The organism is Nonomuraea maheshkhaliensis, from assembly GCF_039529435.1.
Lineage (GTDB): Bacteria > Actinomycetota > Actinomycetes > Streptosporangiales > Streptosporangiaceae > Nonomuraea > Nonomuraea maheshkhaliensis.
The window spans coordinates 21064-36522 of the sequence record NZ_BAAAMU010000020.1 but is presented as its reverse complement, the minus strand read 5'-3'; the positions used below and the strand labels follow the sequence as shown (position 1 = coordinate 36522).

Annotated in this window: 17 protein-coding genes and 1 tRNA gene; 10 read left to right on the top strand and 8 right to left on the bottom strand. The window is 67.1% G+C overall.

Annotated elements, in window-relative coordinates:
• Positions 1–67 precede the first annotated feature (67 nt).
• A complete protein-coding gene (locus tag ABFX54_RS16060) occupies positions 68–418 on the top strand; it encodes a metallopeptidase family protein (RefSeq protein WP_428834529.1) in 351 nt (116 codons plus the stop codon).
• Positions 419–527: 109 nt separating this feature from the next.
• Entirely contained in the window at positions 528–1811 is a 1284-nt protein-coding gene (locus tag ABFX54_RS16055) for an MFS transporter (RefSeq protein ID WP_346105547.1), read from the top strand.
• Here ABFX54_RS16055 and ABFX54_RS16050 read toward each other — a convergent pair whose 3' ends face one another.
• On the bottom strand, positions 1812–2099 hold the full coding sequence (locus tag ABFX54_RS16050; protein WP_346105546.1) for a PspC domain-containing protein: 288 nt from the start codon (positions 2097–2099) through the stop codon (positions 1812–1814). It lies immediately after the preceding gene.
• A gap of 95 nt (positions 2100–2194) precedes the next feature.
• Here ABFX54_RS16050 and ABFX54_RS16045 point away from each other — a divergent pair, with 95 nt between their 5' ends.
• Entirely contained in the window at positions 2195–3349 is a 1155-nt protein-coding gene (locus ABFX54_RS16045) for an acyl-CoA dehydrogenase family protein (RefSeq protein WP_346105544.1), read from the top strand.
• A 49-nt stretch (positions 3350–3398) separates the two neighbouring features.
• Positions 3399–3474 (top strand) — tRNA-Lys (locus tag ABFX54_RS16040).
• Positions 3475–4110: 636 nt separating this feature from the next.
• Here the strand turns inward: ABFX54_RS16040 and ABFX54_RS16035 are convergent.
• On the bottom strand, positions 4111–5289 hold the full coding sequence (locus ABFX54_RS16035) for a pentapeptide repeat-containing protein (RefSeq protein WP_346105542.1): 1179 nt from the start codon (positions 5287–5289) through the stop codon (positions 4111–4113).
• A 744-nt stretch (positions 5290–6033) separates the two neighbouring features.
• Here ABFX54_RS16035 and ABFX54_RS16030 point away from each other — a divergent pair.
• A complete protein-coding gene (locus tag ABFX54_RS16030; RefSeq protein WP_346105540.1) occupies positions 6034–6210 on the top strand; it encodes a recombinase family protein in 177 nt (58 codons plus the stop codon).
• Positions 6211–6846: 636 nt separating this feature from the next.
• On the top strand, positions 6847–7494 hold the full coding sequence (locus ABFX54_RS56940; RefSeq protein WP_428834528.1) for a TniB family NTP-binding protein: 648 nt from the start codon (positions 6847–6849) through the stop codon (positions 7492–7494).
• A gap of 198 nt (positions 7495–7692) precedes the next feature.
• On the opposite strand, the gene ABFX54_RS16020 is transcribed toward ABFX54_RS56940, so the two are convergent.
• The 4 genes from ABFX54_RS16020 to ABFX54_RS16005 all read right to left on the bottom strand — a co-directional run bounded on the left by ABFX54_RS16020 (position 7693) and on the right by ABFX54_RS16005 (position 11008).
• Positions 7693–9120 (bottom strand): DEAD/DEAH box helicase, encoded by a 1428-nt coding sequence (locus ABFX54_RS16020; RefSeq protein ID WP_346105539.1) that lies wholly within the window; start codon positions 9118–9120, stop codon positions 7693–7695.
• A 350-nt stretch (positions 9121–9470) separates the two neighbouring features.
• Positions 9471–9677, bottom strand: a complete 207-nt coding sequence (locus ABFX54_RS16015; RefSeq protein WP_106241661.1) for a cold-shock protein — start codon at positions 9675–9677, stop codon at positions 9471–9473.
• Between the two features lie 501 nt (positions 9678–10178).
• Positions 10179–10442, bottom strand: coding sequence for a hypothetical protein (locus ABFX54_RS16010; RefSeq protein ID WP_346105537.1), 264 nt, complete (start codon positions 10440–10442; stop codon positions 10179–10181).
• 149 nt (positions 10443–10591) lie between these two features.
• Positions 10592–11008, bottom strand: a complete 417-nt coding sequence (locus ABFX54_RS16005) for an STAS domain-containing protein (RefSeq protein WP_346105535.1) — start codon at positions 11006–11008, stop codon at positions 10592–10594.
• A 618-nt stretch (positions 11009–11626) separates the two neighbouring features.
• Here ABFX54_RS16005 and ABFX54_RS16000 point away from each other — a divergent pair.
• The 4 genes from ABFX54_RS16000 to ABFX54_RS15985 all read left to right on the top strand — a co-directional run bounded on the left by ABFX54_RS16000 (position 11627) and on the right by ABFX54_RS15985 (position 13703).
• Positions 11627–12025: a MerR family transcriptional regulator gene (locus ABFX54_RS16000; RefSeq protein ID WP_346105533.1), complete on the top strand. Its 399-nt coding sequence runs from the start codon at positions 11627–11629 to the stop codon at positions 12023–12025.
• Between the two features lie 442 nt (positions 12026–12467).
• Entirely contained in the window at positions 12468–12908 is a 441-nt protein-coding gene (locus ABFX54_RS15995; RefSeq protein WP_346105532.1) for a NucA/NucB deoxyribonuclease domain-containing protein, read from the top strand.
• A gap of 112 nt (positions 12909–13020) precedes the next feature.
• A complete protein-coding gene (locus tag ABFX54_RS15990; RefSeq protein WP_346105530.1) occupies positions 13021–13284 on the top strand; it encodes a hypothetical protein in 264 nt (87 codons plus the stop codon).
• The gene (locus ABFX54_RS15985) at positions 13281–13703 is read left to right on the top strand and encodes a hypothetical protein (protein ID WP_346105528.1); all 423 of its coding nucleotides are present in this window, start codon (positions 13281–13283) and stop codon (positions 13701–13703) included. The genes ABFX54_RS15990 and ABFX54_RS15985 overlap by 4 nt, the downstream gene beginning before the upstream one ends.
• Positions 13704–13994: 291 nt before the next feature.
• Here ABFX54_RS15985 and ABFX54_RS15980 read toward each other — a convergent pair whose 3' ends face one another.
• Together ABFX54_RS15980 and ABFX54_RS15975 are read right to left on the bottom strand one after the other, a co-directional pair.
• Positions 13995–14483, bottom strand: a complete 489-nt coding sequence (locus tag ABFX54_RS15980; RefSeq protein ID WP_346105526.1) for a winged helix-turn-helix domain-containing protein — start codon at positions 14481–14483, stop codon at positions 13995–13997.
• 58 nt (positions 14484–14541) lie between these two features.
• On the bottom strand, positions 14542–15381 hold the full coding sequence (locus tag ABFX54_RS15975; protein ID WP_346105524.1) for a winged helix-turn-helix domain-containing protein: 840 nt from the start codon (positions 15379–15381) through the stop codon (positions 14542–14544).
• Positions 15382–15459 lie beyond the last annotated feature (78 nt).

Below are 15459 nucleotides of genomic sequence, written 5' to 3'. Positions count from 1 at the left end.
GAATAACTGTCTTTGCCCTGTGCGCGAACTTCATACAGATTCTTGCTTACCTGACCGGCGGGGCAGAATGGCAAGTGTGATCGAGGTTTCGCGGGAGAAGTTCGAGGAACTCGTGGCCGAGGCATTGGACACGATTCCTCCGGAGCTCACGCGCGCCATGAGTAATGTCGTCGTCACCGTCGTCGATGACCCGCCGGAGCCCCACCTGCTCGGCCTGTACACCGGTGTCCCCCTCACCGAACGCGGCGACTGGTACTCAGCTGTTCTGCCCGACCGGATCGAGATCTACCGTAATCCGATATGTCAAATTTGTGCCACCGAAGCGGACGTGATCGACGAGGTCCGCATCACGGTCGTGCATGAGGTCGGGCATCACTTCGGCATCGACGACGCGCGGCTTCACGAATTGGGCTGGTAACCCTTTGCTTTTGGTTGGCTGCTTTGGGTTGCGGCCGACCCTCCGTTCGGGCACCTTAGGTGACATAGCGAGCACCCTGAGTCAGGTACAGCGGAGTCCAATGGGGGCCATGCGGGTGAGACGGCCGCCGGGACGGCATCGCCGTGCCGGACAAGAACGACAAGTCACATATCGAGAGGTCATCGCCGTCAGGGAGTTCCGGGCGCTCTGGTACGGCCAGGGCCTCTCGCTCCTCGGCGACCAGCTCGCGCAGGTGGCGCTGGCCGTGCTCGTCTACGATCGCACGGGCTCACCCCTGGCCACGGCCGCCGTCTACGCGCTGACCTACCTGCCCAGCATCGTCGGCGGGCCGCTGCTGGCCGGCCTGGCCGACCGGTTCGCGCGCCGGGGCGTCATGGTGATCTGCGACCTGCTCAGAGCCGTGCTGGTGGGCGTGATGGCGGTGCCTGGCGTGCCGTTCTGGGCGCTGTGCGCGCTCGTCTTCCTTGTGGTGCTGCTCAGCGCCCCCTTCTCGGCCGCGCGGGCGGCGCTGCTGCCGGAGGTGCTCGAAGGCGACGCGTACGTCATGGGCTCGGCCCTGCAGAACATGACCAACCAGGCCGTGCAGATGCTCGGTTTCGCGGCCGGCGGAGCGCTCATCGCCACAATGGGCCCGTACCGGGCGCTGGCCCTCGACGCGGCCACGTTCCTCGGATCGGCGCTGATCCTGGTCTCGGGCGTACGCCGCCGCCCCGCCGCCCAGCCCGACGGCGCCAAGCCGTCCATGTGGACGATGACCAAGGGCGGAGCCCGGCTGGTCTTCGGGTCGCGCAAGCTGCGCACGCTGGTGCTGTTCGCCTGGCTCTGCGGCTTCTACATCCTGCCCGAGGGCCTCGCCGCCCCCTACGCCGCCGCCCTGCACACCGGCGGCCTGCCGGTGCCCGTGATCACCGGGCTGCTGATGGCGGCCATGCCGGCCGGGACGGTCGTGGGCGCGTTCCTGTTCAGCAGGTTCGTCTCGCCGCCGAGACGGCTGCGGCTCATGGGGTGGATGGCCATGCTGAGCTGCGCGCCCCTGATCGTCACCGCGATCCGGCCGCCGCTGGCCGTGGTGCTGGTGGCGTGGGTTCTGTCCGGGATCGGTGGGGCGTACCAGCTCGCGGCCAATGCGGCCTTCGTTCAGTCCGTGCCGCCCGAACGTCGCGCGCAGGCGTTCGGCCTCGTGCAGTCGGGACTGATGGCCGTACAGGGGATCGGCATCCTGGTGGGCGGTTTCGCGGCGGAGAGACTCGGCCCCGAGCCGGTGGTCGCGCTGGCGGGGATCGCCGGGGTGATCAGCGCGGCCGTGCTCGCCATGATCTGGACCGAGTCTCGTGACAAGACCGCCCGGGTGGGTGCCCAGGCCACGGCCTGATCACTGCTGGGGCTTCTGCTCGCCGCTCCAGTCCGTGGCCGCCCGGTTGGCCTGCTGCTTGTTGATCAGGTCCTGGACGATCGAGGTGTCGTGCTCCTCGTCCGGCATGAGGAGCCAGCCGATCGCGTAGACGCCGACGCCGACGCCGCCGAACAGGGTCGCGATCGCCAGCGCGATCCGGACCAGGTTGGCATCGATCCCGACGTACTCGCCGATGCCCGCGCAGACACCCGCGATGATCCGGCCCTTGTGCGTCCGACGCAGCTTCTTGACGTTGTATTCGCTCATGGCTCAAGACTGCCCGCCGGGCCGGTGTTCGCACATCGGGATTGCCCCTGGTACAACCCTGGTAGCCCCCTAAGTACGAGGGAGAGGGACCCACCATGGACGACCTGCTGCGCCTGGACGACCGCCTCGGCCCCGATCAGCGGCTCATCCGCGACGTGGTCAGATCCTTCGTCACCGACCGCGTCCTGCCGCACGTCGGGGACTGGTTCGAGGAGGCCGTCTTCCCCGCGCGCGAGCTGGCGCCCGAACTCGGCTCGCTCGGGCTCCTCGGCATGCACCTCCAAGGGTACGGCTGCGCGGGCACGGACGCGGTGTCGTACGGCGTGGCCTGCCGCGAGCTGGAGGCCGGCGACTCGGGCCTGCGCTCCTTCGTGTCGGTCCAGGGCTCGCTGGCCATGTTCCCCATCTGGCGTTACGGCTCCGACGAGCAGAAGGACGAGTGGCTGCCCCGCATGGCCGCCGGCCAGGCCATCGGCTGCTTCGGCCTCACCGAGCCCGACCACGGCTCCGACCCGGCCGGTATGCGGACGTACGCGAAGAAGGACGGCTCCGACTGGATCCTGAACGGCTCCAAGATGTGGATCACCAACGGCTCGATCGCCGACGTCGCCGTGGTCTGGGCGCAGACCGACGAGGGCGTACGCGGCTTCGTCGTCCCCACCTCCACCCCCGGCTTCTCCGCCCCTGAGATCCACAAGAAGCTGTCCCTGAGAGCCTCCGTCACCTCCTCCCTCTACTTCGACGACGTACGCCTGCCCGCCTCCGCCGCCCTCCCCGGCGTCGTGGGCCTGCGCGGCCCGCTCTCCTGCCTCTCCGAGGCCCGTTTCGGCATCATCTGGGGCGTCGTAGGCGCCGCCCGCGCCTGTCTGGAGGCGGCCGTCGACTACTCGAAGACGCGCGTCCAGTTCGACAAGCCGATCGGGGCGTTCCAGCTGACGCAGGAGAAACTCGCCTGGATGTATGTCGGCATGACCCAGGCCGGCCTCACCGCCCTGCACCTCGGCGAACTCAAGGACGCCGGGAAGCTGGAGCCGCGGCAGATCAGCTTCGGCAAACTGGCCAACGTACGGGCCGCCCTCGACATCGCCCGCCAGGCACGCTCGATCTTGGGTGGCAACGGGATCACCCTGGAGTACCCTGTGATCAGGCACATGAACAACCTGGAGAGTGTGCTGACGTACGAAGGCACCCAGGAAGTGCACACTCTGGTGCTCGGGGAGGCGCTGACGGGGCTGGCGGCCTACCGGTGATGGAGGCGTCGCGGACGGGGCGGTAATCTCTGTACCCTTGCTGGTGCGAGGGGCGTTAGCTCAATTGGCAGAGCTGCGGACTTTTAATCCGTAGGTTCCGGGTTCGAGCCCCGGGCGCCCTACCACTCCATACCCCGTCCGACCTGCACTTTCTCGGTTAACAGCCCTCTTTTGCGAGGCGAAGATGGCCGAGTTCATGCTCGTCACATGCTCTTCGGCACGCGTTCGGCACATCGGCGGGCCCGATGGCGTAATCGAAATGAGCCGATTCGCGCCGCCGGGCGTTGGACGCCTGAGACCGGATCATCAAGCCAGACCCGAGCGACACCCAACCGAAGGGCGCGGTGGACGGGTTGCTGGGCGGGACACGCCCGGCTTGGCCACAGACCCGTCCAAGCGGTGATCAAGCCCTCTTCGGCCGAGTTCACGCGCGGTCGACGTGGCGGCTGTCCATCTTGCATGGCTCGAAGCATCGATGCATGCGCCAACCAGCAACCACTGGCGGGCTTGCAGATCCCGAGCGGTTGCTCAAACGACTTGAGTGGCCCTAAAACGGTCCCGAAAGCCGAGAGCAAAGATCAAGATCATTAGTGTCTGCGTCGGTTTCCGAAGTCGTCTGCACGAATGCGCAAAGTGGTCTGCACGCTGCAGCGGGCAGACCGTCCGATGATGTGCGGCGGTAGGTGTGCTGGTGCGGTGAGAATGATCGCTCTTATGCTGGACGGCGAGTGGCAGACGGGGCCACCTCGGTGTCCTTATCATCAGTGATGGTCGCCGTAGCAGTAGTTCACGAGCCCCTGCTGGGTTCGGTCGGAACCGAAGGACCCGAAAAGAGTGGTGCCATCGGTAGTAGCCACCGCCTGAATGGCCGCCGTGGCAGGACCGGTGATGTTCCGCATGTTCGCCCCGGTCAGGTTCGCGCCCCGCAGGTCAGCATCCTTCAGCGCCGCTCCACACAGATCTGCACCATCTAACTTGGCGTTGGCCAACTTTGCCGAGCGCAGTTGTGCGAACCTCATGTCTGCGTGCGTCAGCGTCGCGTTGGTGAGATCCGCACGGGTGAGCGTAGTCCAGCTCAGCCCGGCGCCCGTGAGCCGTGCCTTGGGAAGGTCCGCCTCCGTCATCCGGGCACCGCTCAACTGTGCGTGTGTGAGCTGCGCACCTTGCAATGCCGCGGAGGTCAGGTCCGTCCCCGCCAAGTCAGCCCCGCTCAGGTTCGCTTCGGTCAGGAGCGTTCCCGACAAGGAGGCCGTGTTAAGGTCCGCCCCGGACAGATCCGCTCCAGTCAGGTCAGCGTTGGATAGGTCGGCGAAGGACAAATCCACTCTGGACAGGTTGCCACCCGCCAGGGCAGCGCCGCTCACACGAACGCCGGCCAGGCTGATTCGGCCCTGCCGGTCGTGAGTCGTATCTCGGCGGCTCAGTACGGTCAGCGCCGCTTGGACATCGCTTGCGGGCTGTACCGGCTGCGCTGCTTCCGTGGCCGGATCGTGCTCACGAACGAACGCGGCCAGCACGTCGTAAATCGTCGAATGATCACGAGGGGAGTCCTTGGCCAGGCGTTCCAAGGCGTAGATGCCACCCAGGCGGACGTCGATCGTGCCAGAGCCAAGTTGCTCTACAGCTTTCGTATAACGATCGGTGATCTGTCCCTGTTCAGTTGTCGCCTGGCTTTGGCGTGCGGAATTCAGGGTCTGAGCGGTGTACCACAAGCCCTGGCCGGTGAACACGACGCCCCCGATCACCACCAAACCGGTCACAGCCTGGAGAAGGGTATGACGGGCGTTGTTGACTGCTTCAAGGCGCTCGTTGGCCGACAGACTGCTGCGGTCCCGATCCGTAAGCGGTCCGCGCTCCCCAGCGAGCCAGCGCGCCACCGGCCCCAGCATTAACGCCAGCAGTAACGATGTCAGCGCCGTCAGAGCGATGCCGATCAGCACCCACCGAACCCAGTCAGTTATGGGCGCATATGCCGCTGCCCATCCCGCTGCGCCGGACACCAGCGCGGCCGCTGTGCCGACCAGCCGCACCGGCCAGTGGGCCGACCGAGCGACGGGTTTCGCCTCTTCATGTGTCGGCATGGATGCGCTGCCACGGACGTGCCTGCGGGAGACGGAGGTAGTGGGAGGGACGGCGGCCCGCCGCATCATCCCCACGACCACAACACCAGCGACGAGCCCCGCAATGCCTCGCGAGATCCATTTTTTCGGCATGCGCCCATTCGACCCTTAAGCGACGCATTGCGACGGCTGAATGGGCGAGTGCAGTCCCAAGCGAGCACAGACGCTATGGCTTCTCGGGTTGGGCGCGCGCACCGCGCGCATCCCCTGGAACGTCTTCACGTGGCGGCTCTGCACGCGAAGAGCTGTTTCATAGGCGAGGACACATGAAACGCGATCAACAGCCGGACGCGTCCAGGGCGAACGCCGTTTCATAGGTCGGTGCAACAGGGAGCCGGTTGAAACGCATCTATGCAACGACCTGGCGGTGGTGTTCGACGACCCCTTCCGCAGGGAGGCCCGCGCCCGTCCAATGGTCTCCTGCGCCGTCCCGACCAACTCGCCCTGCCGGGCCGGAAAGGCAAGGTGGCCGTCCAGTACCACGCCGCCCGCTTCCGGGCTCGTGCCCGCGCTCACCAAGGCACTCACCGTAGCCACCCCACCGGTCCGTGAGCCAGGCACGGCATGGATCGACCTGCCCGCCCCATCGCGACCAGCACCCAACGGGCCGGGCACGTCCGCATCGACCACGCCCGCGCCTACACCCTCCGCCAGTCCCTGGACACTCAACTCGACGTGCTCCAGGCTCCCAGTGTCACCCACGTCTTCTCCGAGAAGATCTCCACCGCCCGAACTCGATAAGGCTGTCACCCTGGCCCGCGAGCTCCGCTCGGCGGGGGCGCGGTCACCCTCGTGGTGCCCGAGCACAACCAACTCGGCCGCAGCCTGAAGGATAGGACTGGGTGTAGGTAGGTCGCCAGGCCAATGTGGATCGGCCAGTTGGCCCGTTCACCCGCGCGGAGCCGCTTGGGCCAGCCCACTGATGCGTCGGCCAAGTGTCGACCAAGCCACGTCGGGAAAGCTCTGAGCTGCATGACTTGAGTGGGTAACGGATCCACAGTGACACCGTGCTGACCTGCCCACTCGAACTGACGGCGCATGTTCCCTCGTCTCGTCCCGACGGCACCGACCCTCTCCTGCTTCGTATCAATGTCTGCCACGGTCGGTGCGTCGTCCTCCTGGGGCAGGATGGACGACGCCCGACGGACTCCGGTAACCGCTCGGCCGGCCGCCGCCGCGTCACCGCGCCAGATCCCAACAATGACGAACAAGTTGTTCTCGCCGCTGGCGATGTACGGGTTGGGGCTTCCGGGCACTCGTGCGCGCAGACGGTAAGCCCCTTGGCGAGGGTACCCGGGCGGAAGGACACGAACGCCGTTCGCACGCCCCTTGTCTTGCAGCCCCCGCGCCGTCCCAGGGGTCCAACCAACCATTTTCGTGCTGATCGGAGGCGTCGCGATGCGTCATTTCCTGACCATGTGCCTGACCGCCACGCTGCTCGCCGTGTCCGCCGCACCTGCGTTATGCTCTGGCAGTGCGCTGGACGGACGGCGTCTCCGTGCCGAGCTGGAGCAACTCGCCCTGCGGCTGCTGCGGCAGGCCACCGTACGGATGCTGGTGATCGACGAACTCCACAACGTCCTGGCCGGGCGAGGCGATACGCGCCGCGAGTTCCTGCCGCGCTCCCTCGGCAACGAGCTGAAGATCCCGCTGGTCGGTGTCGGCACTCATGGCGGCGACGGCGGACGCCATGAGCGCCATACCGATCAGGCACTAGTGCAGCTGATGCTCGGCCCGCGACTGTGGCAGGAGCGAAAGCAGCAGGAGCACGGCCAAGGCCGTCATCCCGATGGGCAGGCGCAGCATCCGCCAGCCGAATTCCTCCAGCATCATCCCGCCGATGGCCTGCATGGTCAGCCCGCCGATGCCGGTGGCCGCGCCCCACAGCGCCACAGCGCTGCAGGTCTGTTGTTCGCCGACACCTGCCAGGAGCAACCCGAGGGCGGCCGGTCATCCATCGCCCCGGCCGAGCGCCGCAGACAGCAGGTCCTGGCCCTGTTCCGTCAAGACCCCAACCACCCTTGACCAGCCCGGGACATCGCCCGCCACCTCCGCGATGTCACCCTCAACGCCATGTACCGGCAACTGTCTCGCTGGGCCAGCAGCTGATTCATCCGCAAGATCGGGCCGGGTATCCACACTGCCCGGCCAATCTCTTCAGCACTCTTGCCAACAGCCCAAAAAGCATCAACTACCTGGCCTTGGGCGAGCTCCCATCCGCTGCTACCGGGATCGTCTGCCGTTCCGTCCCGGCCGACGGCTGACGACCGGTGCGGTGATGGTCACGGGGATGCCCGAGGGAGCCTGGGCGCCCGTGATGCGACTCAGCTCGGCCTCGCCCGAACGGACCTCGCTGGTCTGCGGGACGATACCGGCGTCGGCCATCAAGCGGGTCATGTCACGGCGCTGATTGGGCAGCACCAGGGTGACGACGCTGCCGGACTCGCCGGCGCGGGCGGTGCGGCCGCCGCGGTGCAGGTAGTCCTTGTGGTCGTTCGGCGGGTCGACGTTGACGACGAGGTCCAGGTCGTCGACGTGGATGCCGCGGGCCGCGACGTTGGTCGCTACCAGCGCCGTGACGTGGCCGCTCTTGAACTGGGCGAGGGTGCGGGTGCGCTGGGGCTGGGACTTGCCTCCGTGCAGCGCGGCGGCGTGCACTCCGCTGTTCAGCAACTGTTCGGTGAGCCGGTCCACAGCGTGCTTGGTGTCCAGGAACATGATCACCCGGCCGTCGCGAGCAGCGATCTCCACAGTGGTGGCATGCTTGTCGGCACCCTGGATGTGCAGCACGTGGTGCTCCATCGTGGTGACCGCGCCCGCCGAGGGGTCGACCGAATGGACCACCGGGTCGCTCAGATAGCGGCGGACCAGCAGATCGACGTTGCGGTCCAAAGTGGCGGAGAACAGCATCCGCTGGCCATCCGGGCGCACCTGGTCGAGCAGGTGGGTGATCTGCGGCATGAAGCCCATGTCGGCCATCTGGTCGGCCTCATCCAGCACGGTGATGGCGACCTGGTCCAGGCGGCAGTCGCCGCGCTCGATGAGATCCCTGAGCCGTCCCGGGGTCGCGATGACGACCTCGGCACCGTTGCGCAGCGCATGGGCTTGGCGGCCGATCGGCATGCCGCCGACGACCGTGGCCAGCCGCAGCTTCAGTGCTTGGGCGTACGGCGTGAGCGCATCGGTGACCTGCTGGGCCAGTTCCCGGGTGGGGACGAGGATCAGGGCAAGCGGCCGCCGCGATTGCGCCCGCTTTCCGGAGGTGCGGACGAGCAGGGCCAGGCCGAAGGCGAGTGTCTTGCCCGACCCGGTGCGCCCCCGCCCCAGGACGTCCCGGCCGGCCAGGGAGTTCGGCAGCGTGGCCGCCTGGATCGGGAACGGTTCGTTCAGGCCCAGGCCGGTGAGCACTTCCAGCAGTGCGGGCGGCATGCTCAGCTCGGCGAATGTCGCGGCTGCCGGCAGGGCCGGGGTTACGGTGACCGGCAGCGCGAAGTCTCTTTGGAGCGCGGCGGGACGCCGCCCGTTGCCGGACCGGCTGGAGGCGCCTGAACGGCCCTGAGCCGGAGAGCCGAATCGGCCGCCCCTGCTGCGGGCCGAGCTACCCGTACGGGGTGAAGAATTGCGATCGTACGCGCGAGTTGCGTGGTTCATGCAGAACCTTCCTCGATGCGGCACGTGTCAGGATTCTCGGCGCAAGGAGCGGCACAAGAAGCTGACACGAGCCGAAGAAAGACGAGTCGAACCGGCGGAAACAGCCTGGGCTCGTACCTCGAAATGGTCGGCTTTCGCCGGGAAGAACGCGGCTGTGATGCGGCGCCTTAGAACTGGAGCGGGCCTGTGCCCGAACCGGAGCCATCGGTGGTGCATCCGGTGTGCGGCGGAAGAACAGACACGCTGTGCTTCTCGGGTTGTGAGGTCATCACGGCACGATGGATGCCACAAAAACAACGCGCCGGAGACCGCGCCCTGCGGCGCGGGCTCCGGCTACGTGGTGCGCGGTGTCAGGCGGGAACGATGTTCTCGGCCTGCGGGCCCTTCTGGCCCTGCGTGATGTCGAAGGCCACCTTCTGGCCCTCGCGCAGCTCACGGTAGCCGCCGTTGGCGACGATGTTGGAGTAGTGCGCGAAGACGTCGGCGCCGCCGCCGTCCTGCTCGATGAAGCCGAAGCCCTTTTCCGCGTTGAACCACTTCACGGTGCCAGAAGCCATGTTGATCTCCTTCGTTGGGTGCAAAGCCGAAATCCGCATCGAACGGATTCCGCGTCGCCGCGATAGGACCACACACCCGGAAATGACCGGAGAACAAAAAATGCACCCGAGGCTACATACCGTCAGGTGCACACAAGTCTTTATGGGTACCACAACTGCAACTAAGCCCAATCTAGCACGTGTGTCGTCGTGCTGCGCATGCCCCCGGCCAACGCCGACATCATCCGCGCGCCATTGCCGCCTTGACCTGCACGTTCCAGGCGCAACTGCGCTGTTGCCCGCACCGCGCCACCCCGATCGGCCAGGCAATCCCCCGTCCTGCAGCTCATCAAAGAGGCGCCATTCAGGCTGGAAATGCTTCCGGTTCCGGGCCCCGCAGGTGTTCCGGTCGGCGCGGCCTGCCTGTACGGCCGAGCAGACCAACAGGTCGGCGCGGTACCCGGCGGCAGTGGGCCGCTCGCCGGTCGAGGACCAGCTAAGCGCGTAGCGCCTGCACCCGCGTTACCAGGCGGCACCGGCCAGGACGGACGGACCTTCCAGCCGGAGCAGCCCCGGCGCTGGGTTAGCGCCCCCCCGCTCGGCGTTCTTGGCGCCGGACAATATGTGCGCGCCGGCGGCCAGCCGGCGTAGCCCGCCGCCGGCGCCGCGCGGGTGATGAGGCAGGAACGAGGCGAACTCGGCGGCGGCCAGGCCGAGCATCACCAGGCAGAGCGCGATCTCCAGGGCCGTGACGGCCGCGATGCCGAAGATGATGAAGGTGATCATCGGGGTCGCTCCATGCGGAGCCGTGGCAGGGTTTCGTTGGGTTCATCGAGCCGAGTTCAGATTCGTCCCGCGCGCCGGAACCGGTAGGGCCTGCCGCCAGTCAAGATGACACCTGCCGCGCCTGTCATGATCCCCGGCCTGGCCGGGGATCACCCGGCGACCAACTGCGCAGAGCCTCTCGGCACGGTGCCCGGAGGGCCTGTCCCGCTGGGCACCGGCGGGTCGGGAAGCAGCCAGAAGATCCGATCCAGGCCGGCGCGGTGCAGCAGCTGCGCGCACCGACCCTGCACCCCGGCCAGCACCAGTCGGCCGCCGAGCTCCCGCGCCCGCCGCTCCGCGCCGATCAGCGCCCCCGCGCCTTCGACGTCGCAGAACGCCGGCTGTGACAGATCTACCGCCACCGCGGCGGTCCGGCCGACCAGGACGTGGTCCGTCTCCCGGCTGGAGCCGGCGGCCGTCGTGGTACACAGTTCACCCCGCAGGTCCATCACCGGGCACACCGCCGAATGCCACACCACGATCACCAGCTCATCTCCCCTGATCGAGCCCTCGATCTTTGCTTCCATCTTGACCCTGGTCGTGCTCGCTCATCGCCATCACCTCGCCCCCGGCCCGGCCCGCTTCTCGCGTCGGTCGTGTGGTGGGAGAGCAACTTCCTACCTGACACGCTCAAGAAAATCTGTAGTCACAACTATAGATATTCGTGCGTTGGGGAGCTACAGTTCCTTACATCGCAAGAGACGGATCCACGAGGGCAGCGCAGGACGAGCACCACGACGAACTGCCCGGACGGACGTGGACGCAGGAGTGCAGAACGAAGTGAAGGCAGAAGGTCGGATTGCTGGGGCCAACGCAGTTGAACAGGGCCCGGGTGATGGACGCGCTGCCGTTGCGCGAAGCCGACACCAGAGGTCGGGGTGTCGAGGTACGGATACATCAGAAGGGAGTGTTGAACGCCATCAGGATCGCCCGTCGCCGGCTGCAGAATGCCGCACGGGTACCGCAGCTCCACGAACAGGACGGTGGTCTACGGTCACGCTTACGCGATCCTCGCATCCCGCCCCATCGAGCGGCCAGATGCGGAACAAGTGGACCGGCCAGCAGGCCGGTCGATGGTGTTAAACCTCATTCGGGCCCCGGTGCGTCAAGGCGCCGGGGCCCCTGTCTGCATTCGGGAAGGCTGCATGGATCGAACACCTCAGGCATTGACCACCATCTCCAGGCGGGAGCAGCCCCACCCAACCAGCGCTCACCCGGCCGGTCAGTCAGCCGAGGCGGCCAGTAGCCTCGGGCAGCGCCTCGACGATGAGGACTATCCCGCCTACAGCAGGGGCCGGGCCGCCGAGATCCTCGGCGTCACCCCGGCGTTCCTGCGCAGCCTCGGGGTCGCCAAGCTGATCGAGCCGCTACGCAGCGAGGGCGGCCATCGCCGCTTCTCCCGCTACCAACTGCGCCTGGCCGCCCGTGCCCGCGAACTCGCCGATGCCGGCACCCAACTGGAGGCGGCCTGCCGCATCATTATCCTGGAAGACCAGCTCGCCGAGGCACTGCGCATCAACGAAGAACTCCGCCAGCGCCACTGACCGCTCCTGGCCCTCGGCCGCACCCGGGAGGCATCAGACCCGCAGCCCACCGCAGCCCGTGACGGCGAGGCCCGCGCGGCACCGGCCGTCGAAGCTGACCGTCCCGTCTCCCGGGAAAAACGTCCCGTGACCGAGGACCACCGTTCCGCCGAGCGCTTCACCGTCTCCATCGCCGCGCACGAGGACCACATCGCGGCGTGCGCGGCCGGCTCACGTACGACAACCCGAAGGACCCCGGCAGTCGCGACTGGCAAACACTTCCAGGATGGGGACACCCAGCATGGGTGGACGCGGATCCTGAGCGTCTCCGAGAAACTGCGCCCAGGGTCCGCTGCGACAACATACCCATGGGGGGGCCGTTGAGTATTACAAGGGCGGCTGCATCTTCTCTGCGGCCAAGCGAGTCCTGGTCCTGAACTCCTGGAACTACGACTACGGGCAGGTGGCCAGGCACATACAAACGGCGTTCACCAAGCCCAGCACCACCGTGCCGTTCAAGACTGATGGCCCGAAGCACATCCCAGGCAACCGAAATGCAGGCGAAAGGACCCCGGGAAGAGAGCCGCTCACGCGCATCCTCTCAAGCTCGTCCCGCTATTCACAGAACAGGACAGCCAAGGACAAGGTGTGCAAGGAATTTTTCAGTGACCGCCCCCTGGAGAGCAATGGAGCCCCGGAGGACGAGTGGGAAGAGTGCGATGAATATCCGTTCGCATCCACGAAGGAAGGTGGCGCTTACGACCACCCTGAGTACGGAAAGAACAACTTCTCCGTACAGGCCGTGCTGGGGCGGCACAACTCGATCGCGGGTAGCGATCTTGGCGTGTTCTTCGGTAGATACCGTGTCCTGAACGGCAACAAGTTCTGGGTCGCCGTTCGCTGACCTGCGCGGGGCGCCGCTTGAGCGGCGCCCCGCAACACCATGAGATATCAGGAGGAGACCGATGAGGGAGTCGGAGAGGCTTTGGCACCTCGCTCACAAGTACCGTATGGGCATGTCATTCCACGGCTTATGGGTGGAAGATGCAAACCTCGCCGACGTTGCGTCAAGGATCGGCGCGGACCCCGCATCGGGCGTCGAGTGCACATGGGCGGACGTCGGTGAAGGCCCGAACCCTGGCGGCAATACCGGTATCGCGTGGATGGGACGGCTCAACACCAGCTGGACACTAATCATCGTCGTCGGGGCCACACCGTTCGATCCCTGTCGGCGTTGTCGGCAGGAAATCGCCGCGCTCTGGAGTTCGCCTGGACGGTGAACGGCGTTCACGATGTCCTCCTTGCGGTTGACGGACGCTATGTCACGGCGCTCAGCGGAACACGGCCAGGAGTACGGAAAGGCACAGACCCGCACGCACTCGACCGCTACACCAGCGGCCTCCAGTTCGATGCCGAAGACTCCTCCTGGCGGAGTGATCCCGATCTCCTGCCCAACTGGCTTGAATACTCCGACTGGGCGGAAACGCTTATCGACATGTCGGACGACGACATGGTCGGCGATCCGCACGAAAGCATGCCATCGGAATTCAGGCAGCCGCTGGAACTGTCCCTCAATGGCTACAGCCCGCCAATGGCCACCTGTGTCACCTCCGCACTCGTTGTCGTGGGGCGGCTAACCGGGAGAGAACTGGACGAGGAGTGGATGAACGGGCTCCACACCCGGGTCCTCATCCCCTGACGGACTCTTGCCCTGACCTGCAGTTGAGCAGCGTGGTGTTATTCGCTGATCATGCCTGCGAGGACCGGTCGGAACGAACAGCACCTGCGGCACGCCCTGCGCGAGTACGAACACTTCTACAACCAGCACCGAGCCCACCAAGCCCTGAACCAAGCCGCCCCGCTGCGTCCCGCCCCGGACCCGATCGCGGATTCAGAGCGAATCACCGACCTAGACATCCGCAGAAGGGACCGGCTCGGCGGCGTCCTCCACGAATACTCACATGCCGCTCAACCTGCACGGATGCAATTTTCAGCAGGCGCACTGCTCGTCGCGTTCCAGCGCGCGCCGCGCCGGGACCTGCACCGACCAGCCGTGCCGTCGTAGCAGCTTGCCGACGCCCTCGATGGTGTAGCCGATATGGAACAGCTTGCCGATCAGCGTCTTGACCCGGCCCAGGGTCCAGCGCTGGTCATCGCCGAACCCGTGCGCCAGCGGGCCCCGCTTCAGCTCGGTCTCCAGCCGTGCCCACTGCGCCGGTGTCAGCTTCTCGCGTGAGACCGGCCCCTTGGAGCGCAGCGCCTCGATGCCGCCCTCCCGCCAGGACGTGCGCCATCTGGCCACCGTCCGCTCGTGGACCCGCAGCTCACGAGCGATCTGCCTGGTGCCATTCCCGTCCTCGAACCGTCCGGCCGCCTGTAACCGCAGCCGTTCCCGTCGTTCCTGCTCCGCGGGGGTGTACCCCGCCTCGTTGCCCGTACCGCATACATCGGTCGTACACCAGCAACGGCGAACCGTCACGGCTCTATGACTCTACGAATTCAACCTGTGTACCGCACCTGACTCAGCCAGTGGGCGTTCACGCGGGCCTGGCCTGCGCGATCTCCCCCAGGGCGTGGCTGCTCCTGACGAGCCTGGTGCCGAGCTCGGTCGCGTGGTGCAGCATCAGGTTGGCGTGCCTGACGCTGGCGATCAGCGCGGCCTGGCGCAGCACATGGGCGTGCTTGCTGGCGGTGGACAGGGAGACTCCGGCGTCGCGGGCCAACTCGCTGGTGCTGCACCCCGGTGCCAGTGCGATGCAGCGCAGGATGTCCGCGCGCGTCTGGCCCAGCAGCGCCACCAGCGGGTCGCCGCCCGGTGCGCCCGGGGCGTTGCGGCGAGGGACGGGATAGGCCAGTACGGGCGGCAGCCGCGGGTCGACCAGGGCGATCGGGTCCCCGCGGCAGAAGTACGACGGGATCAGCGTCAGGCCCCGGCCCCGGAGGTGGATCACGCGATTGAGCCCGGCGGGATAGTCTATCTCCAGGACGGGCGGGCGCCAGCGCACCGTGGGAGCCAGGTTGGCCAGCACGTGCTCGATGCCGCTCGTAACCAGGTGCCGTGCCATGACGGCGCGCTCCTCGGCCAGCGCGCGGTCCGCCTCGGCCCAGTGAGGGGTGAGCACGGCCCGGCAGTAGCCGATCGCGGCCCGCCCGAGCTGCCTGACGGCCTGCGCGTCGCCGCAGGCGAGGTCCTCCATGACGGCGGAGTGCAGGCCGGAGCTGCGGCGCAGCAGCTCGACCTCATCCCGGAGGCGCTGCCTGGGCGTGTCCAGGAACGCCTGGAGGCCGGACTCCTCCCCCATCTGCGCCTCGATCGGCGTGAGGAAGTCGGGGAAGTAGGGGCGGCGCGGCGCGAGCGGCAGCAGCAGGGTGTTCACCAGGGAAAGCAGCCCGCGCTCCGCCAGGCGGGGGGGCGCCCGCCGCTCCCCCAGCGGGTCCGCCAGGCCAGCCTGGCC